This is a genomic window from Paenibacillus sp. LPE1-1-1.1, assembly GCF_040676435.1.
Classification (GTDB): Bacteria; Bacillota; Bacilli; order Paenibacillales; family Paenibacillaceae; genus Pristimantibacillus.
In genome coordinates this window covers 421,629-441,522 of record NZ_JBEGHY010000034.1, presented here as the reverse complement: position 1 = coordinate 441,522, position 19,894 = coordinate 421,629, and the positions used below count along the sequence as shown (strand labels likewise).

14 protein-coding genes are annotated in these 19,894 nt (G+C 52.1%); all 14 read right to left on the bottom strand.

Features of this window, described 5'->3' with window-relative positions:
- Positions 1-9: 9 nt before the first annotated feature.
- Complete coding sequence (locus tag MRBLPE1_RS25105) at positions 10-492, bottom strand: heme-degrading domain-containing protein (protein ID WP_364150701.1); 483 nt, start codon at positions 490-492, stop codon at positions 10-12.
- A 109-nt stretch (positions 493-601) separates the two neighbouring features.
- Positions 602-2,968, bottom strand: a complete 2,367-nt coding sequence (locus tag MRBLPE1_RS25100; RefSeq protein ID WP_364150699.1) for a glycoside hydrolase family 95 protein — start codon at positions 2,966-2,968, stop codon at positions 602-604.
- A 92-nt stretch (positions 2,969-3,060) separates the two neighbouring features.
- Complete coding sequence (locus MRBLPE1_RS25095) at positions 3,061-4,779, bottom strand: extracellular solute-binding protein (protein ID WP_364150696.1); 1,719 nt, start codon at positions 4,777-4,779, stop codon at positions 3,061-3,063.
- Positions 4,780-4,856: 77 nt separating this feature from the next.
- Entirely contained in the window at positions 4,857-5,735 is an 879-nt protein-coding gene (locus MRBLPE1_RS25090) for a carbohydrate ABC transporter permease (RefSeq protein ID WP_364150693.1), read from the bottom strand.
- A gap of 51 nt (positions 5,736-5,786) precedes the next feature.
- Complete coding sequence (locus tag MRBLPE1_RS25085) at positions 5,787-6,749, bottom strand: ABC transporter permease (RefSeq protein ID WP_364150691.1); 963 nt, start codon at positions 6,747-6,749, stop codon at positions 5,787-5,789.
- A gap of 184 nt (positions 6,750-6,933) precedes the next feature.
- Entirely contained in the window at positions 6,934-8,511 is a 1,578-nt protein-coding gene (locus MRBLPE1_RS25080) for a response regulator (RefSeq protein ID WP_364150688.1), read from the bottom strand.
- 3 nt (positions 8,512-8,514) lie between these two features.
- Positions 8,515-10,305: a cache domain-containing sensor histidine kinase gene (locus MRBLPE1_RS25075; RefSeq protein ID WP_364150685.1), complete on the bottom strand. Its 1,791-nt coding sequence runs from the start codon at positions 10,303-10,305 to the stop codon at positions 8,515-8,517.
- Positions 10,306-10,387: 82 nt separating this feature from the next.
- On the bottom strand, positions 10,388-11,044 hold the full coding sequence (locus tag MRBLPE1_RS25070; protein WP_364150682.1) for an SGNH/GDSL hydrolase family protein: 657 nt from the start codon (positions 11,042-11,044) through the stop codon (positions 10,388-10,390).
- Positions 11,045-11,563: 519 nt separating this feature from the next.
- Positions 11,564-12,337: a pirin family protein gene (locus MRBLPE1_RS25065; protein WP_364150679.1), complete on the bottom strand. Its 774-nt coding sequence runs from the start codon at positions 12,335-12,337 to the stop codon at positions 11,564-11,566.
- Positions 12,334-12,801, bottom strand: coding sequence for a MarR family winged helix-turn-helix transcriptional regulator (locus MRBLPE1_RS25060; protein WP_364150676.1), 468 nt, complete (start codon positions 12,799-12,801; stop codon positions 12,334-12,336). The genes MRBLPE1_RS25065 and MRBLPE1_RS25060 overlap by 4 nt, the downstream gene beginning before the upstream one ends.
- A gap of 209 nt (positions 12,802-13,010) precedes the next feature.
- Positions 13,011-14,081: a sugar ABC transporter substrate-binding protein gene (locus tag MRBLPE1_RS25055; RefSeq protein WP_364150673.1), complete on the bottom strand. Its 1,071-nt coding sequence runs from the start codon at positions 14,079-14,081 to the stop codon at positions 13,011-13,013.
- A gap of 21 nt (positions 14,082-14,102) precedes the next feature.
- Complete coding sequence (locus MRBLPE1_RS25050; protein WP_364150670.1) at positions 14,103-16,163, bottom strand: diguanylate cyclase; 2,061 nt, start codon at positions 16,161-16,163, stop codon at positions 14,103-14,105.
- A gap of 213 nt (positions 16,164-16,376) precedes the next feature.
- Positions 16,377-18,140 (bottom strand): ABC transporter ATP-binding protein, encoded by a 1,764-nt coding sequence (locus MRBLPE1_RS25045; RefSeq protein ID WP_364150667.1) that lies wholly within the window; start codon positions 18,138-18,140, stop codon positions 16,377-16,379.
- Positions 18,137-19,894, bottom strand: coding sequence for an ABC transporter ATP-binding protein (locus MRBLPE1_RS25040; RefSeq protein WP_364150664.1), 1,758 nt, complete (start codon positions 19,892-19,894; stop codon positions 18,137-18,139). Before MRBLPE1_RS25040 ends, MRBLPE1_RS25045 begins: the two co-directional genes overlap by 4 nt.

Sequence of the window (19,894 nt, the reverse complement as noted above, 5' to 3'; positions counted from 1 at the left end):
CCAAGCTTTTTAGCGGGGCTGCCCGGACAAAAAGCGGCGCAGCACGGTGACAAGCAAATCATGATCCTCTTGATCGGGCAATCCAGACACGGTGACTGTTCCAATCTGTCCCTCGCCGGCCACGATCAGCGGAAATGCTCCACCCGCTCCCACATAATCCGTGAGCGGCAGTCCATACTTCTCTTCCATGGTGACTCCTTCGCTTTGAAGCCGGCAGGCCGTATGCCACGAGCTGGTGCCAAAATGATTCGCAGCATTGTTTTTGCGCCTGATCCAATTCTCGTTCTCTACCGATGTTCCCTCCATCGCATGGAGAAATAACCGCTGACCGGCCCGGGTAACGTCGACCGTTATCCGTTTTCCTGACTGCCTTGCTTCCTCTACAATCGCGAGTCCGAGTGCAAGAGCTGTGTCATTCGTGAACGATGAGAACCGAAGCTCCTGCTCCTCCAGCTCCATCTGTTTTAATTTGTCATGGATCGTTTGCGTCATGGTCGCTTTGGCTCCTCTTTGATTTGCCTTAGTAAAGGATGGGGTTACCGCCTTCCAACCTTATATCAACCATCTTATCTCTTATCGCATGCCTTGCCAACAAGCTCCTTCAGTCTACAGCCCTGCTTTGGAGACGATACGTATGCCCCGCCGACACAGGGAAGGCATTCTCTTCGCAGGCTAACGCTTCTCCCGAATCGTTCCACATGTCAAATTCGCCTGAGTGTGAAATTATGCAAATTCCGTCTGCCGTTGCCGTTATGGAGGCCTCAAGCCATTTGCCTCCGCCCCATGCGATATCGACAATATAACCTCCCCTTGCCCTTAAGCCTGAGACGCTGCCTTCCGGCCATGCTTTTGGCAGCGCAGGCAGCAGCATAATCCTGCCGTTATGGCTTTGCAGCAGCATTTCGGCAATGCCGGCCGCCCCGCCAAAGTTTCCGTCGATCTGGAACGGCGGGTGGTCATCGAATAAATTAGGATGCGTCGAACGGGACAGCAGCGTGCGAATGAAGCGATGAGCTCCTTCGCCGTCCCGCAGGCGCGCGAATTGGTTGATCAGCCATGCGCAGCTCCAGCCGGTATGCCCGCCGCCATGGTTCAGCCTGCGCTCCAGCGTCGTCCTTGCCGCCGCCAGCAGCTCCGGCGTCTCATCCGAGATTTGCTCCCCCGGATGAAGGCCGTACAAATGGGAGATATGGCGGTGACCCGGCTCGCTTTCCTCGAAATCATAAAACCATTCCTGCAGCTGGCCATGACGCCCGATTCGCAGCGGAGGGAGCTTCGACAGGGCTGCTTCCAGCTCCTCCTTGAAGAGAGGATCTATATTCAAGATCATGCAGGCTTCAATGCAATGCGAGAACAACTCCCGGATAATGCTAATATCCATCGTGCTGGCTAAGGAAACGCTGACGCTTTCGCCGTCCGCTGCAACAAATTTATTTTCGGGTGACGTCGACGGATTCGTGACCAAATAACCTTCCGGTCCCGGCACTAGAAAATCGAGAAAAAACAAGGCGCTGCCCTTGAGCAGCGGGTAGGCCGTTTCCCTAAGAAATGCGGTATCCCGGCCGAATTGGTAATGCTCCCACAAATGCCGGGTCAGCCATGCTCCGCCCAGCGGCCAAAACGCCCAGCTGGCGTCCCCGCCGCTCGGCGAGGTTGAACGCCACAAATCCACATTGTGATGAGCGGTCCAGCCTCGCGCGCCGTAATGGATTTTCGCCGTCCGCTGACCGGCTTCCGCCAGCTCGCCAAGCATATCGAATAACGGCAGATGGCACTCGCCCAGCGCGCAGACCTCGGCATGCCAATAGTTCATTTGCGCATTGATATTCGTCGTGTAATTGCTGTTCCATGGCGGCTGCAGCTGATGATTCCATATCCCCTGCAGATTGGCCGGCTGGGTGCCGGGCCTCGAGCTGGCCATCAGCAGATATCGTCCGTACTGCATATATAACGCTTCGAGCTGAGGGTCCTCTCCCCCGCTCCGATAAGCTATGAGCCGCTGATCCGTTGGCAGCTTCGCTGCGGGGGATATGCCCAAATGCAGATCCACCCGCCCGAACAGCCGGGTATGTTCCGCCATATGCCGCTCGCGCAGCGCTTTGCTGCCAAGCGCTTCGGCTGCAACCATACGCTCGGTGCATCGCGCGCTTGCGAGCGCAGCCCCGGCGGGCGGCGTATCGTAACGGACAAAATCGGTCGCAGCCGCGAGCAGCAGCGTTACCCGCCGCGCTCCTGTAAGCTGCAGCCTGCCGTCCGCCGCTGCGCTGACCGTTCCGCCTTCCTGCAGCACCTGCAGCTGAAGCCCAAAGGATATGCCTCTCCCCTCCTCGAACAAAATCGGCTGCGGGTGATCCCCATGATAATTGTCCGCCACATGGGTCGGGCATTGTCCTGCAAGCACAAGCCCATCCTCTCTTGTCTCCACGCGATGCGGCAGCAGGGAATCGACGGAAACAAGCAGCTCCAGATTCGCGCCGCTCGCTTCGTAGGTGACCACCATAACATCATCGACTGCACTGACGAAGACTTCGCGTTTCACGATCGCTTCGCCAAAGCCATATTCAGTGGCCGCGATGCCTGTCGCCAAATCAAGCTCGCGTCTGTAACTGCCGGTCTCTTTCCAAGCCGCCCCCGCATGCTCAATCCAAAGATTGCCGAGCGGCTGGTAGGGCTCCGTATTGACGCCAAGCATTTTTTGATTGATAAGCTTCTCTGCCTCGGCATAGCGGCCGTCCGCTACGGATGCCCGCGCCGCCTTCAAATAGCGGAGTGCCTCGTAATTGTTCGTATCCCGCGGAAAACCCGCCCACAGCGTATCTTCGTTCAATTGAATCCGCTCGCGTCGGGTGTCTCCGAAAACCATGCCGCCAAGCCGTCCGTTACCGATCGGCAGCGCTTCCTCCCACTTCCGCGCCGGCAGCCCGTACCACAATTTCCATGCATGCTCCTGATTGTCGTTTCCTTTCATTGTGCCTGTTCCTCCCTTTCTATGTTCCTGGCGTACGCCGATCCGCGGCCGCAAAAAGAAAAAGCGGACAAGCTTCCCTGTCCGCTCCGCTATTATTTAATTCCTTTTTTCTCCAGATCGGCCAAATGGCGCTCATACATAACCTTCTCTACTTTATCGGCGCCTACCTTTTCCATATCCTTCACGAAATCGTTATAGATATCGTCGAATTCTTTATCGGATCCCGCAAGCACGAGCGTCGGGATCGTTTTGTTCCACAGGTTTTTAATTTTGGCGTTAATGACGCCTTCCGGCGTGGAACCCTCCGGCTCGATATTTTCCAGGCCAAGCGAGAAGCTGTCGAAATTGTATTTCTTCAGAAGATCCTTCGCTGCCGCCTGCTCGGGCTGCTTCTCGTCGAAATCACGTTTTTCTGCGGCATCCCACAGCTTGCCGGAGCGCCACATCAGCGTTGAAGCCGTAAAGCCGTATTGGCTGTACCATGCATTGTTGTCGCTCAGCTCAAGAGCCTTCACATCATCCTTCGCTTTCGGCAGGCCGTCAACCATATCGTAGGTTTCGCCTTCTTTGCCGTAACGGAAGTCCAGCTGCCCCTCATCGGACCATGCGTATTCCAGGAATTTAATAATGCGCTCCGGATTTTCCGCTTTTTTCGTAATGAAGAAGCCCTGCCAGCCCATCAAGCGGCTCGCCGGATAACGCGGCTCTTGTCCGCCGACCTTCAAGCCGTCGAGAACGACATACGTTTTATCCTCGCCTAACGTGCTTTTGATTTTCGGGTTGTACTGCGTGTACATGCCGTTCATAAAAGCAGAGGTTACGATAAAGTTGGCGCCGTAAATTTTCTCGTCATACTGCTCCGACTTCGCGATCAGCTGCTGCGGATCGAATAAACCGTTTTTGGCCAGCTTGTTCACGTAACGGAATGCCTCGATATATTTAGTATCGCGCATCGGATACAGCACGCGCTGCGTGTCATCCTTAATCCGGTTTTCCATATTCATCGGGGAGAACGAATCAATCAGATAATCCATCGACAAGCTGCCTTGGAAGCCCCACATCGATACGTCGAAGGATTCCATGCCCACGGGGCTAAGCTCTGGATATTTGGCTTTGGCCTGCTCCAAGAATTCGAACAGCTGCTGCTCCGTCTCGATTTTCGGTTCGCCCAGCGCTTTATAAATATCTTTACGCACGAACCAAGGGCGGATGCCCGTAATCGGCACGCCGTTCGTCAAGCGTTCTTCCGTCTCGTAGTTGTTTGGCAAATACCACAGCTTGCCGTTCACGGAATGGTATTTAATAATTTCCGGATCGATCGAATCCCAAAGCTTCGGCGCATATTGGTCAATCAGCTCATCCAGGGAATAAAGCATGCCATTGTTGATTAGCTTCGTCACCTGCGGATGGTTCCAGTCCAGCATGAGCGTATCCGGCAAATCATTGGAGGCGATCAACGTATTTAAAAAGTCATTATCATTGCCTGTTGCAAGGAAGCGGTCAATCGTTACGCCTGTTTTATCCGTAATCTGCTTCATGCTGTATTGATCTTTCCACAAATAGTTGGATGCCCATGTTCCATAAAAATATTGGCGGAACGTAAACGGCGAGGTGTCCTGCTTCCATGCCGGCTCATTCGGATCGCTGGATGTTTGCGCGGCGTTGTCGGGTTTGCCTGTCTCTGTATTGGCGCTGCCCGCGTTTGCCGCCGATTCGTTATTGCTGCCGCTGCTGCAGCCCGTGATCGCTAAGGCAAGCACGAGAATGAATGCCAATGCGGCCGTAAGCGACTTTCTATTTGCTTTGTACATGATGAATGAATCCTCCCTTTTCGAATTGCTTCTATTTGCTTCTATATATCGGGCAGTTTGCCCGCGGAAGCCGTTGCTTAGCCTTTAACCGAGCCAATCATGATCCCTTTAACGAAATACTTTTGCAGGAACGGGTAAGAGAATACGATCGGCAGCGTCGTAATCACCATCGTTGCCAGCTTGACGGATTCTGCGGTAACCGCCTTCATCCCGAGGTTGCTCGCCATCAAGCTCACGTTGCTGTTGGAGCTGATGATTTGCATCAGGATTTGCTGAAGCGTTCGCAGGCTCTCGCCGCCGTACAGCATCGCGTCAAACCATGAGTTCCAGTGGAATACCGCATTGTAGAGCGCAATCGTCGCAAGCACAGGCTTTGAGACCGGCAGCACGAGCCGCCAGAAAATCGTAAGCTCATGCGCGCCGTCCACCTTAGCCGACTCCTCCATTTCCTTCGGAATGCCCCGGAAGAAGGTAATCATAATTAATGCATTGAATACGCTGAACAAATTAGGCAAAATGTAGGCCATAAAGCTGCCCTTCAAATGCAGGTACTGGGCAATCAGCAAATAGTGCGGGATCAGTCCGCCGCTGAAATACATCGTGATAATGGCCAAAATCAGAAACAGCTTGCGGCCAAGCAGCTCCGGCTTGGAAACCCCGTACGAGAAAGCTGCCGTGAACAGGACCGCTGTTGCCGTACCGACGACCGTACGGAGCACCGTCACAATAAAAGCATTGATCAGGCTCTCGTCCTGCAGCACCATTTTATAATTTTCAAAGGAAAGGACTCGCGGCCAAAAGGTGATGCCCCCCCGCGCCGCATCGGCGGGATCGTTTAATGATGTAATCAATATGTTATAGAACGGATACAAAGTCACGAAGGCAAGCAGCAGAAGCAGCACGACATTCGCCGCGTCAAACAGCTTCTCCCCCGTTGTCCGGTGTACAGCATTCATACCTAACCCTCCTCATGCGTATTCATCGTGATGATCGCTGCCTATAGACGCTTAGAATAGACTTTCGTTTGTCATTTTGCGTGATGAGTAGTTGGCGCCCAGCATCAGCACGAAAGCAACGATGGACTGGAACAGCCCAACGGCCGTACCGTAAGAGAACCGCCCAAGCACAAGTCCCATCTCATAGGAATAAATAGAAAGCACGTTAGCCTGGTCCTGCGTCATCGAGTTTTTCATCAGGAACAGCTGATCAAAGTTGGCATTAACCAGGCCGCCTACGTTGAGGATGAGCAGAATGACCACTGTCGGCTTAATGGCCGGCAGGGTGACATGCCATATTTTCCGAAAGCGTCCCGCTCCATCCACCGTTGCCGCTTCGTAAAGCTGAGGGTCAATGCTTGCGATCGCCGCCAAAAATATGATAGAGTTCCAGCCGATGTTTTTCCATACTTCCGAGATAACGACGAGCGTGGTAAAGGTTTTGGGATCGCCCATCAGCAGTTGGTCCTGCGTGATGAGGCCAAGCCACTGCAGCAGCCCGCTTAGCGCGCCCGTTCTTGGATCAAGCAGCGTGTACATGAAGCCGACGACAAATACCCATGAAATAAAATAAGGCAGGTACGACAGCGATTGAACAACCTTCTTAAGGCGCTGCGCTCTTAGCTCGTTGAGCATAATCGCAAGCAGGATCGGTGCCGGGAAGCCGAACAGCAGCTTCAGAAAGCTGATCTTAAACGTATTCACAACCGAATCCAGAAAGCTTGGATCGATAAACAGCTCTTTAAAATTAGCCAGCCCCACCCAAGGACTGAACGTAAAGCCCTGTACCGGGTTGTACTCCTCGAATGCAATAATAATGCCGTACATCGGCACATAATGGAATATAATCAGCCAAATGACAGCCGGCAGCGTTAGTATCATTAGATAGCGCTGCGCCCATAAGCGCTTGCCGAAGCTGCCGCGTTTGATTCCGCTGCCCACACCAGGCCTTGCGGCCACGCTCAAGTCTTCCATCTGTTCACCCCTTCTCTTGATGTTTTCCCTAATCCTATTGTAGAAGATGGGGATGGGGCGAGATATAGCAAAAAATGTGGTTTGTTTCAAATATCAACGCATTATTTAAACGCTTTCATTCTCTTCTTGTAAATAAAGACGGCTGCCTCAGTGACAAGGCAGCCGTCCGACCGTTCCGTTATCGTTATTTTCGATGCAGCATTTCCTGGTATTCGCCCGGCGAGATCCCGAAGGCGTTCTTAAAAACAGTACAGAAATAAGAAGTGCTCGGTATGCCGACTTCCTTGGCGACCCTCGCCACCTTATATTGCGGGGAAGCCAGCAGCTCCTTGGCTTTGTCCATTCTGATCTGTGCGAGCTGGTCATGAAAGGAGCGCCCGGTCGTCTTCTTATAGAGGGAGCCTAAATAGTTAGGAGACAGAAATACTTCCTCCGCAATCGACTTCAAGCTTATATCCGGCGACATAAACTTCTGTTCGATCAGCTTGTTCACCTGGCGGACGACATACTCCTCCTTGCCGTCACGCTTCTCGCGAAGAGCCCTAATCGTATCCTTGATAAATTGAAGGCTGTATACTTTGATCGCGGCCAGTGTCGGCAGCATATACAGCTGCTCGCCGGGATCAGCCCCTCCGTTTTCTTCGGTTTGGCGCGACCCTGCGACTACAGACAGCTCGAACAGCAGACCGCTGACATAGTGCCGGATGTAATCGCCGTCTGCCCCTTTGCGGAGCATCACGTCGCGGAACATCTCCTCCGCGCTCGCAAGCGCCTGTGCTTCATCCAGCGCATGGACGCTGTGCACGATCGCTTTTACCTGCTGGCTGCCTTTGTGCAAAAAATCGGCTACCTCGTTCAGAAACCCCGACCGCTCCCGTTCTGCCTGCTCCAGGCTGATCACGCCGTTCTCGTCCCAAAATGATGCATACGCGAGCATCTGTTCAGCCTGCTTGACGGACTCCGCGATCCGCAGCAGACTATCAACCGGTCCGCCTGCTCCCACCTTGAAATCAGCAGGCCACAGCAAGCCCCCTTGTCCCGTAATCCGCGCGCCAAGCTGGGCAGCGTATTCCTCGGGCTGCTCCTCCGGCTCCGGAATGACGATGATCCATTGTCCGCCTCGTTTATCCGAGTAAGAGACCAGGCTGGGGCCAGGGAAAAAGCTCTTCAGCCGTTCGGCGAAACGGCCCTGCCTTTGATCCGCAACAGCGAACGCCACAAATCTGCCCTGCTCCGATCCGAAGCCTTCCGCTTGGATAAGCTCCCTAATATACTTAGTCTCAAGCGTGCCGAACAACAAATCATCCAGCCATTTTTCCTTCATCAGCTGGCGATGCTCCTGCACCTCGGCCCTCAGCTTCTCGCGCTCTTCCTTGGATTGAATGTCCTCTTCGCATTCATCCTTGACCTTGTGCAAGGCCTCCAGCAGCTTTTCCTCGCTAATCGGCTTCAGAACATAATGGCTCGCCCGCAGGTCTATGGCCTTCCGCGCATATTCGAAATCGCCATAGCCCGTCAAAATAATGATCCGCACATGCGGCTTAAGCTCCTTAATCCGGCGGGACATCTCCAGCCCGTCCATGCCGGGCATCCGAATGTCTGTAATGACGATGTCCGGATCAAGCTCAAGCGTTTGCTCGAGGCCTTCAATGCCGTCGCGCGCCGTTCCCGCAATTTCTATTCCAAGGGATGCCCATTCGAGAAAATCGACCATACCCTCCCGCTCCCAACGTTCATCCTCGACAATAAGCAGCTTATACATAAGTCACGCTCTCTCCTTGGCAAAAGTAATCATAACCGACGTTCCGATGCCCGGTGCGCTGTGAATGTGGAAGGCATGCTTGTCGCCGTAATAGGAATTTAGCCGTTCTGTTATGTTTTTCACCGCATAGCCGCTCCCGCTCGTACGTTCAATGTTGCCGACAAGCAGCGCCGCCAGCCGTTCCTTCGACATCCCGACCCCATCATCGATCACCTTGAAGCAGAGCATGTCATTCGCTTCAATCGATGCCTTAATCTGCAGCGTCCCGCGATCCCTCTTCGGCTCGATCCCGTGGTTCAGCGCGTTTTCGACGATCGGCTGGAGGATATTTTTGACCACGCAGTATTCATATACGCGTTCGTCGATATCGTAAACGACGTCAAACATTTCTTCGAATCTGAATTTCTGGATCGCAAGATATGCTTTGACCATTTCCAGCTCATCCTTGATCAGAATCTCGCGTCTGCCTTTGTTCAGCACCAATCGGTAAAACTGCGCCAACGCTCCCGAGAGATGAACGATTTCCGTCGAATTGGCTTTTCGCGCTACCCAAGAAATCGTAGCAAGCGTGTTATAAAGAAAATGAGGATTGACCTGCGACTCCAGCGCCTTGAGCTCGGCCTCCCGCTCCATCAGCTGGCTTTTGTACACCGTTTCGACCAGCTCATGGATTCTCTCGGTCATATGGTTAAAGCTGATTGCGATTTGCGAGAATTCATCATTCGACTGGACCGGTACCGATACGGTGAGCGAGCCTTCTTTTACCCGCTTCATCGCAAGCACGATCCTTTTCAGCCGTGACAGCAAAGCATTTGTGATCAAATAAACGATAAAACCGAGTACAACAAGCGCAATAAGCAAAATGCCCGTAATCGAGAACGCGGACTCCTTCACCTTTTCATTCAGACCGCTCACCGGAAAAATGCCGATTAAACGCAAGCCAAGATCATGAAGGGGGACGGAAATGACAACCGATTTGCGGCCATTCACCTTTAGCACCTGGTTGAAGGACGTTTCGAGCGGAATCGTCGCCAAGCCTGCGTCCGTAATCTTCTGCTTAAACAGCTCGCTCTTATTGCTGGATACGACATTGCTTTCCCGGTCGATCATAAAAATTTCACCGATCTGCCCCGTGCTCTCCGTATTCAGAATATCGAATAAATCGCTTTCCAAAATTTCAATTTCAAGCAAACCGACCGTGTCAAAATAACGGATCGAGTTGATTTTTTGATAAAAGGAAAAGACGCTCTCCGGCTCGCGGCGCTTCGGAATGTTCAATAGAAACTTCTCGGTATGCAGTCCGCGCCAGCCGGATATGTTGGAATCGTTTTTCGTAACCTCGCTAACCCACTGCTGCTCCTTGATCCGGCTGATCTGATAAAAGCTGTCGTAAACCTCCGGAATCGACGGATTCGTCATATAGACTCTAAGCGAATGCACATTCGGATTTTGCCGCAGCACGTTTTCCACGTACGGGCTAATGTTGGACGTATAGTCGTCATAAGCAAACGAATTGTTATTGAAATCGCTTCCCAAAAACGTTTGAAGACGGATATCCGAGGTCAGCAGCTTCGATATGTTTTGAATCATATTCATTTTGTTCATGACGCTGTTTCGCGTTTGCAGCAAATTTTGCTCCATGACGATCTGCGCTTGCGAGATGGCCGAGCCCGACAGCTGAAGATACAAATAAATACCGCTTGCGGATAACGACACGGCCAAAATACAAAGAAAAGTCGCGACAAATTTCCACGTCACGCTTAAATTACGAAACAGCTTGGTTATTTTCTGCATGCGGCATAACCTTCTTCTCGTGGTGTAAACGGAGAAAACCGGCTCTCCAACGATGCCGGTTTTCTCGCTTTAATTCCATTCATTAACCAATATTTGTATAATCATTCCCCAATACCGCTTGTAGCCACTGCTTCGCGATTAACTCATGCCCGGCTGAGGTAGGATGGACGCCATCCCACAGCCAATAAGCGGCATCCGCACGGCTGCAGGCTTCATCGAACGCGGCTTGCAGCGGCACGAAAACGGCGCCGAACTGCTCCGACAGCTGTCGGACCGTTTGGCGGTAAGCCGTGATCCGCTCGGACCAGGCCGGCCAATTTTGCGAAGGCGCACCCGTATTTAGAATAAAAGGCTCGCATAGCACAAGCTGCGCTTCCGGCAGCACCTGCTTGGTTTCCTCCAAAATATGGCGGTAAGCGCGTTCAAATCGGTCCGTAACACCGCTCGGCTCTCCGCGCATGATCCGCCAAGCATCGTTTACGCCAATGAGAATGCTAATGACATTCGGATTCAAGCTAATCGCATCTTCGTTCCAGCGGGCATACAAATCCGAAGCCCGGTTACCGCTTATGCCGCGGTTAATAAAGACGGGCTTTTGTTCGGCCCAAACGTAGCCAAGCTTCGCTCCAATAATATAGGCATAGCTGTGACCCAAGATATGGTTCGGGTCGTCATTTCTTCCTCTTGCTCCGTCCGTGATGGAGTCGCCTTGAAACAAAATAACCCTGTTTTCCGTCATGCCGATTGCTCCTTTTCATTACGCTGAGGTTCGTCTTTTCGATTACATCTATTATAGGCGATAATCCCTCGCCGCGTAATTGCAAAAATCAACGATCCTGTCGATAATCAACGAAAGGGCCGAGCATTCTTCTTTCCAAGCTTTCACTAATATGGCGATTGCAACTGCGGTGATGGTTTGGACTTCCGGCCGCTGTTGTCTCCAGATTTCTTCGATTATACCGCCTCTCACGGTTGAAATCCGGAGACAAAGGCGATCGCTGCCGCTCCTCCAGTTCCAAACCGCTTCTTTGTTTACACCTCTTTTTGATTATTCTATCTACCCGAAAAAAAGAGGCCGGCATGGCGCCTGGCCTCTTAACAATCATTCCTTGCTGTATCAATTAGGCCTCGGCGATTCCTTTTTTCACCCACCGAGCTACCGTTACCGTCCGCTTGGCTTGGTATTCAACCGTAATAGATAATGGCCAGCTTCACGTTTGACATACTTATCCTCTCCTTCTCCATGCTGTAATATGCTTTAACGCTGATATAACGGGTATGCTACTTGAGTCGGCAGTTGAATGACGATCATGCGCACCTGATCGTCCCCGCTTTCCAAGTGCAGCGGCTCTGCCTGATCATCTGCCTCCAGCACCGTAAAATCCTTTTGCTTGAACAGGGCCCTGCTTCCTCCCGCTGCGCCGAAGCTCCATACGCCGTCTCCTCTAATCGCAAGCGCTGCGACGGAATAACCTTCGGGGATGGTCAATTCATATATGGAATCCGGCTCCAAGGTTAGGTCCCACATTTGCGCCTCCGTTACCAGCTGGATTGGGGAACCCTCACCAAGAATGGTTGTTTTATGCACTTGGCTGCCGCTGGATTGAGGGAAGTCCCCTGCGTTATATTCGTTGTATGTCGGTTTTCTTTTCACGGCTTCATTAAGATCAGGCTCAAACCAAATTTGAAAGATTTCGGCATCAGGTCCGGTTATTTTCTCGCGATGCGATACGCCGGAGCCGGTCTGCATGACCTGTGCGCCGCCGGGGCCTACGGTGCTTGCCGTACCCAAGGTATCTCCATGCTCAACCAGCCCATTCACCACATAAGTCATAATTTCAAAGCCCTTATGAGGGTGAAGCCCGATGCTGCCGCCTTCCTTGGCATGTGCCCAAGCCCAATAAAATAACGGACCTACCCTTTTCACTGCCCCCTGGTCCTGAGGAAATCCAATCGGCTTCTGCTCGGTAATTTTACCGTCTTCAAATGAACCAACCGCCTGCTGCAACGGCGTATACACATTTACCTTCATGATTTATCCCCCTTCTCGCCAAGTGCTTCCGCACCAAGGCCGATTGCTTTTAACAGCACAATAAGCTGCTCTTTATCCGCATTGCTGACAAAGCTTAAATTCCGTGAAATAACCTCTGCATGCTTCGGAAAAATATCATCAAACAAAGTCTGTCCCGCTTCCGTTAGGGTCACGTTCGAGCCTCTGCGGTCGGTAGTGCTTGGCTCCCGTTTCACATAACCTTTCTTCTCAAGCTTGTCTACCACGTAAGTGATACTGCCGCTTGGGATCGAAAATTTCTCGCTTATTTTTTGTATGGGCTGCGGGCCTTTGCTATATAACAGCTCCAAAATCATAAATTGCTCTTGGCTGATGCCGTAGCTCAACATATCCTTGCGGATATTATCTTCGATCGTCTTGGAAGCTTTATGCCATATGCGAAACAATCTTAAATCCAGCTGGCTTTGCTCATCCGGCTGATACATGCCGTGCGCCTCCTTGCTTATATATCTTAAATTAATGAATTCTATAATTAGGATATTTTTATCCTAACACTAGGATAAAAAGTTGTCAACACGTCTTCTTCGCAAAAAAAACCGAGCGCCTTCTCCAATTAGAGAGGCGCTCGGCCTGATTTGCCCTTTATCATCCTAACCTTTTATCGCTTTCTTTACTCCGGCGTCTTTGGAGCACTTTATTTATAGACATCCTCCCGTTTATGAAAGCCGTCTGCGATGACCGTCGCGTCAATATTCGATTGATCCACAAATATCGGATCGAGCAGTACGGAAGGAATCTCGCCTTTTCCGTTGTTTACGTACTTGTCTGCGGTTACCGCCTCTCCTCTCGCAAGCTTAATAGCAAGCTCGGCAGCCGTTTCCGCGAGGAGATCGATGGGCTTATAGACCGTCATCGTCTGCGTGCCTTGAATAATTCTTCGTATCGCCATCAAATCGGCATCTTGGCCGGTTACAGCGACTTTTCCCTGCAAGTCCATCGTCATTAATGCATCAATGATCCCGCCAGCCATTCCGTCATTGGCGCTAATAACCCCGTCGACCCGGCTGCCTGCATTCTCAAGAACGCGCTGCATCGTCTCCTGCGCTTTTGCCGGTAGCCATTCATCCGTGAACCGGTCTTCGATTATGTTCAAATCTCCATTATCAATCAAAGGCTGGAGAACCGAGAAGGCTCCTTTTCGAAGCAAATGAGAGTTGTTATCCATTTCGGAACCGCCGATATAAACGATATTCCCTTTAGGAACTTGCTTCTTTATGGCCTCCGCTTGCATTCTTCCTATTTTTTCGTTATCAAATGAGATATAAAGGTCCACGTCCGCGCCTTTAATCAAACGGTCATACGAGAGCACTTTAATGCCGGCAGCGTGAGCCTCCTCGACGACTTCCGTCATTACCTCCGCGTTATTCGGTACCACCACCAGAATATCCACGCCTAGGCTGATCAAATTTTCCGCATGGAAAACTTGTTTTTCCTCATCTCCGCCGGCCGCCTGCACATTAACTTCCGCCCCCATCCGCTCGACAGCCGCAACGAACAGGTCCCGGTCCTTCAACCACCGAGCCTCGATCAGCGTATCCATCGAAAAGCCAACGACGATTCCTTCCCCATAATCACTCCCCAGCGGGGCATTCTTATCCTGTTCAGCTATTCTGTCGTCGTTATCGTTATGGCCGCAAGCCGCGGCCACAAGGGCCAGCACGGTTAAAACGGCCAAAGACCTGCATCGGAAAGCCCATTTCGCCATACGAGAAACTCCCTTGTCAGCCTAATTGTTTAATGCATAGCGTATACAGTTACGTCCTTCGCGTTTAGCCTGGTAGAGCCGGTTGTCCGCCATAAACAACACTTCTTGAAAATCAGACACGTTGGTTTCGGAAGACGCAATCCCCATGCTTACGGTTACCATAATCTCTTGGTTGTCGTACCGATTGACATGGTTTTCAATGACGCCGCGCAGCTCTTCCGCCATGCGATACGCTTCCTCGGGCTCTGTATTCGGCAGAAGGATGACGAACTCTTCCCCGCCGTATCGCCCAGGAATTCCTTTATTCCCGCACACCAAGCGGGTACATGCTGCTACTTGCCGCAGCACCTCGTCACCCGCGGCATGCCCATATTGGTCGTTCACGGATTTAAAATGGTCAATATCGAACAAAATCACGCAGAAACGCATCGACTGCTCCGTAGAACAGAGACGCTCCGCCTCGGAAAATATAAAACGGCGGTTATAAATGCCGGTTAAACCGTCAACGGTCGCCTGCTTCCGCATATCCTCATGTATACGGGCGTTCATGATCGTAATCGTGGCCTGCGCGGTAAATAGCGAAACATATTGTTTTTCCTTGTCCGTTAAGTGACTGCAATCGAGCAGCAAGAATCCTAGCGTTTTCCTTTGATACACGAAGGGATAGAGCATCCAACCCCGATTCCCAAGTTCCCCGTCAGGAAGCAGGGCAGCAAAGGACTTTTGCGCGATTTCATCATCCAAGGCAATGGGGTCGCTTGAGAATATGGAGCTGCAAACGGAGTCAGGAAGCGTTTCCATCTCAACGAAATGCTCCTTGTATACGAGCGCCGGGCCATTCTTCTGTACTTTAAGCCTCAAGCGTTCTTCATCATCCCTCATCCATAGGCTCCCGCGAACGATTGGCGCGAACTCATTCAAGAGCGGAAATATACGGTACAATACTTCTTCCAGCTTCAGGGAGGAAGACAATTGCGTGATGGAATGTGTAAGGTGGTCGGCTATTCTCCGCTGTTCCGACTCCGCTTCGAGCCTCGTATGCAAATAAACGGACTCTTCCGCTTCTTTCATCAAGAGCTGAACCTGGTCCATCATCTGATTCAAGCTGCGGCTAACCTGTCCAATCTCATCATTCGACATGACCGGCGCTCTAACGGATAAGTCCCCTGATCGGCTTTTATCCATCACCGAGCTAAGCGTATGCAGCGGGCCTCCTACGTTTCGGATAACGAAAATGCCGAGGATACCCGTAAGCATCAGGGCAAATACCATCATGCCCATAGTATAAATCCAGATTGCCCCTGTCTCTTTCGTCACCTCGGTAACGGGCTCCATACCTATCAGAATCCACCCGGTTACCGGAGATTTGTGGTAAACGAACATCATTTCCTTGCCTTCCACAAAAATGCCCCGGGCCGACCCGCTTGAATCGCCGTTCGTCAATTGCAGCTGATTCGCTGCAATGGTCATGCCGATCTGGCTGGAGTCTGCCGCGATCATAATTTTTCCTGTCTTGTCTACGACAAGCAAATTACCGCTGAATCGTACGTTTACTAGTTTATCGACAAACGTATGCGTATTAATCTCCATAATCAGAACGCCGAGGGGGAGAACCGTTCCCTGCCTATTCACCGTTCTGGCCACGGCAAAGGCCGGGTCATTGAGAATCTTTCCCGCGATGTAACCCTTCTGCGTGGTTTCCAGCCATGTTGCTTTTCCGTTTTCCCGCAAAACGGGCTGCAGCCAATCCTGTTTTTGCGCCTCATCAATCTTCATCAAATCGAGACGCATTAACGGATCATTCACTGAATAACCCAGAAACTTGGTTTTCAGCATATTGGATAATCGGTCGCTTTGATACTGGCTTTGCCAGGATTCTCCTGCAAGCACATCGCGGAGCTCCGAGTCCGATGCAATCTGCGATGTGACCATCCTATAGTTGTCCAGCATCAGATCAATCCGTTTGCCGGTCTCCATCACCGTTTCCTGACTGCTTTCCATTAATTTATCAATAACGACTGTCCGCGAATAATTGTAGGACAAAATACCGAACAGCAATATAACAAAGGTTACGCTGCCCATATAATAGATGAATATTTTCCTGCTTACCGAGCTCCTGGATCTAACAATAAGCCGAAATACCAGCAATAAATCCTTGAGTACGTTTCCCGCAGCAAGATAGAAACGGTTAATGTTGAGACACCTCTTTTATGTGGTAAGATCCGTTTCTATTACGATTCGACAAATTAAGATATGGTCTATCATATCGCGGCATTCGACAAAATACAATTCACTTTAGCTTTCTTCTCCATGCCACAGCTTACGGAAAGATTCATTGCCTTCAAGCAGCTCCGCCGCCGTCCCTTGGGCCTCGATTCGTCCATCTCTCATCACCATAATATGATCAGCCTTCGCCAGCGCCGTCTTGCGGTGCGAGACTACGAGGCATGTGGCATCGCCCCGCTCGCGGAAGAGACGCGACCAAAGCTTCTGCTCGGTCTCGACATCCAGCGCGCTGGAGAGATCATCGAATACATAGAGCTCGCTGTCTCGGACCAGCATGCGCGCCGCGGCCGTCCGCTGCGCCTGGCCCCCGGAGAGCTTTACGCCGCGCGGGCCGATGACCGTGTCCAGACCGTTTTGCAAATGTCCGAGATCCTCCTCGAGCACCGCGGTGTGCAGCGCCCTTGCCAGCTGGCCGTCCTGGTCCGAATGGCCGAGCAATATATTCTCGCACAGCGTATCGCTGTAAAGCCTAGGCACCTGGGCCGTATAAGCGCTCCGCGGAGGAATAAAGAACGAGCCGGGATCGTGCACCTCTCGGCCGTTCCATCGCACCGTGCCGCCTGTTTGAGGCAAAAGACCAAGCAGCGTCCGCACAAGCGTCGTTTTTCCCGAACCGATGGGGCCGGTTATGACCGTAAAGGAGCCACGCGTAAGCTTAAGATTAACGTCCGCGATGCCTCTTCCGGTTTCGGGATACGTATAGGTCAGACCGCTTGCCTCCAGCTGCTCCAGCTTATCTCCCGCAGATGACGCTGCTTCCGCTGGTCTATCCGCGGCATCCCCCTTCAATTGCAAACCGTTTGCGGCCGTGAGCACTTGAGCCGGCGCCCCTTGCAGAATACCGGTCAAACGGAGAAGAGCCACCGTCATTTGTTTAAAGTAGGTCAGAAACTTGCCGAAGTTAGAAATAAACTGCGTCACGAAGGTAAGGTAATAGACGAATAAAGAAAAGTCCCCTACCGTAAATTCGCCTCCGCGCATCTTTTGCCCGGCAAGCAGCAGAATGAGTCCCGTACCCAGATTGACCGAATTGGAAAATATCGAATCCAGCACCTCGGTCATCAATTTATCCTTCAGCATCGTTTTGCGGCGATTATCGTTCAGCGCTCTAAACCTCGACATGACGCGCTTCTCCGCGCCAGCGACTTGAATAGCCTGAACGCTGCCGAACATTTCGCTGATGGCCCCGGTAACCTTGGCGGTAGAGTCACGGCTCTCCGAGCGGTACTTTTGCAGCCGGGTCGTAGCCAGCTGCGCGGCAATCACTACGATGACGAGCGGCAAAAACACCAGCGTCGTCATTTGCGCGTCTATTCGGATGAGGATAAAGCAAGACACGACCGCAAAGCAGGTCATGCCGAACACATCGACGGACCAGCTGACCGCTTCCTCCGACTGGTCGACATCATCGCGGAAATGGCTGATCGCCTCGCCCGGCGAGCACGGAATCGCCCTTGCCCCGGGCTCCTTTAAAATATGCTCCAGTAAATTCCGACGCAGCAGCATGCCCATGCGGAATCGAAAGTTAACATCCGTGATAAAACCGATCAACACCGTCGCGCTGCGGGCAAGCGCGGCTCCAAGCAAAAGTGCGATTAAGCCCCACGTCCCATAGCCGGCAGCTGAATCGATCGTCAATGAATCAAAAAACGCTTTCGTGATGAGCCCCGGAAAAATCGGCATCAGGTAAATAACCGTCCAGACGATTGCATTGGTCAAATACCAGCCTGGCCGGTAGCATATTAAACGCCACATATACGTAAATGTACTCATACGAGCACCTCCTCGAGCCCTGCCGCCAGCATTTTGCTGAACCTGGACGCTGGATCAGCGGCAAGCTTAAGCCGAGGCCCGCTTTCCACGATGCGTCCTTGCTCCAAAATCACAATCTGATCCGCGCGCTGCACCGTAGTCAGGCGATGCGCGATGATGATGCAGGAGCGGTTGCTCAGCAGCTTGCCGATCGCCTGCTCCATCCGGAATTCCGTCAGCGGATCAAGCCGCGACGAAGCTTCGTCAAGGATGACAAGTCCGGGGTTCGTGAGAAAAACCCGTGCAAAAGCCAGCAGCTGCGCCTCGCCTGCCGACAAACTGCCGCCGCCCGAAGCGAGCGAAGTGTCCAGCCCGTCCGGCAGCGAATCATACCAGCTCCGCAGTCCAAGCTCGCGCAGAACCAGAATGATCTCATGGTCCGGTATGCTATCGTCATAGAAGGTCAAGTTATCCCTTACGCTGCCCTGCAAAATTTCAATATTTTGCGTCACAAGCGCCACCCTGGATCGCAGCTCCATGAGCTTGCACTGCCTTATATCCGTCCCGCTCAGCTTTATGCTGCCCTGCTGCGGGTCATAGAAGCGCAGCAGAAGACGCGCCAACGTCGTCTTCCCGCTCCCCGTTCGCCCAAGCAGGCCAAGCACTTCGCCCGGCTTGACATGCAGCTGCAGCTCCTCAAGCGTCGGATAATCATCATACCCGAAAGTAACCGCATTCAAATCCACGGCAAGCGGGCCTTCCGGCAGCTTCGCTCCAGGCCCGTCCTCGATTCGCGGCGCCGTAGCAAGCAGCTCGCGAATCCGGAGCAGGCTGGCATCCGCCTTTTGCAAATCCTCGATTTGCGTCCTGATTTTTTCGATCGGCTTCGCCAGCAGCTCCGTGTAATAAAAAATCAAATAAACGGTCCCGATCGAGATGCTGCCTGCCTTCCAGAGATAGGCGCTAATCGCAAAAGCCATCGCATTGCCCAGCGCGAACACGATGATCGTCGTTATCCACATGGAGGAAAAGCCGAGAAACGCCCTTCTCCGCAAAGGCAGCATCCGGCGCAGCAGCGAATAGAAGCGGTTCATGACAAAGCCGGTCGCGCCGTTTGCCCGCGTATCCTCCGTCCCCTCGAGATGCTCGCCGATAAAGCCGTAAAATTCGGCATTGATTTGCCGCCACTTGGCCCATACGGGCACGGCGAATTTGCGAATCCATTGAATGACAAACATAGCGAATGCCACAAATAGAAGCATGCCTGCGCCGATCATCACATTTTCCCGGAATAATAAAACGATAATGCCCAGCATAAGAAGAAGATTGCCGGCTAGGTGAATAATAAAGCTGGAGAAAAAATTGGCGAGCGCATTCACATCCCCGTCGACGCGCTCAATAATGGACCCGGACGTATTCGATTTATGAAACGACATGTCCAGTCTCAGGCAGTGCTCGGCAAGATCGCCGCGCAGCTCGTTTGTCGCGCGCCAAGCGAGATTTTCACTCACATAGGTCGCTGCGACGGATACGAGCTGCTGGACAAGCGAGAAGCCGATAAACAACGCGGCTGCATAATACAACGGCTGCATGGCATTATCCGATTGCGCGGTATCAATAAAATAACGGATAATTTGAGGATTAACCAACTGCAGCAAAATGGAGACAAATAAAAGCAGCGCGAGCCCGGTTACCGTTTTTTTCCGCGGAAGCAGATACCGGCTCAGCATCATTTGATAGTGGCTTAATGAATTGATCTTCTTGGTCTTGCCCAT

Bases quoted from the DNA above. Each gene is read 5' to 3' on its own strand.
- MRBLPE1_RS25060 (WP_364150676.1), bottom strand. From the start codon at position 12,801: ATGTATCAGCCGGATGAGCAAAGCCAGCTGGATTTAAGATTGTTTCGC.
- MRBLPE1_RS25090 (WP_364150693.1), bottom strand. From the start codon at position 5,735: ATGAATGCTGTACACCGGACAACGGGGGAGAAGCTGTTTGACGCGGCG.
- MRBLPE1_RS25075 (WP_364150685.1), bottom strand. From the start codon at position 10,305: ATGCAGAAAATAACCAAGCTGTTTCGTAATTTAAGCGTGACGTGGAAA.
- MRBLPE1_RS25050 (WP_364150670.1), bottom strand. From the start codon at position 16,163: ATGGGCAGCGTAACCTTTGTTATATTGCTGTTCGGTATTTTGTCCTAC.
- MRBLPE1_RS25095 (WP_364150696.1), bottom strand. From the start codon at position 4,779: ATGTACAAAGCAAATAGAAAGTCGCTTACGGCCGCATTGGCATTCATT.
- MRBLPE1_RS25065 (WP_364150679.1), bottom strand. From the start codon at position 12,337: ATGAAGGTAAATGTGTATACGCCGTTGCAGCAGGCGGTTGGTTCATTT.
- MRBLPE1_RS25040 (WP_364150664.1), bottom strand. From the start codon at position 19,894: ATGGGCAAGACCAAGAAGATCAATTCATTAAGCCACTATCAAATGATG.
- MRBLPE1_RS25100 (WP_364150699.1), bottom strand. From the start codon at position 2,968: ATGAAAGGAAACGACAATCAGGAGCATGCATGGAAATTGTGGTACGGG.
- MRBLPE1_RS25105 (WP_364150701.1), bottom strand. From the start codon at position 492: ATGACGCAAACGATCCATGACAAATTAAAACAGATGGAGCTGGAGGAG.
- MRBLPE1_RS25070 (WP_364150682.1), bottom strand. From the start codon at position 11,044: ATGACGGAAAACAGGGTTATTTTGTTTCAAGGCGACTCCATCACGGAC.
- MRBLPE1_RS25055 (WP_364150673.1), bottom strand. From the start codon at position 14,081: ATGGCGAAATGGGCTTTCCGATGCAGGTCTTTGGCCGTTTTAACCGTG.
- MRBLPE1_RS25080 (WP_364150688.1), bottom strand. From the start codon at position 8,511: ATGTATAAGCTGCTTATTGTCGAGGATGAACGTTGGGAGCGGGAGGGT.
- MRBLPE1_RS25045 (WP_364150667.1), bottom strand. From the start codon at position 18,140: ATGAGTACATTTACGTATATGTGGCGTTTAATATGCTACCGGCCAGGC.
- MRBLPE1_RS25085 (WP_364150691.1), bottom strand. From the start codon at position 6,749: ATGGAAGACTTGAGCGTGGCCGCAAGGCCTGGTGTGGGCAGCGGAATC.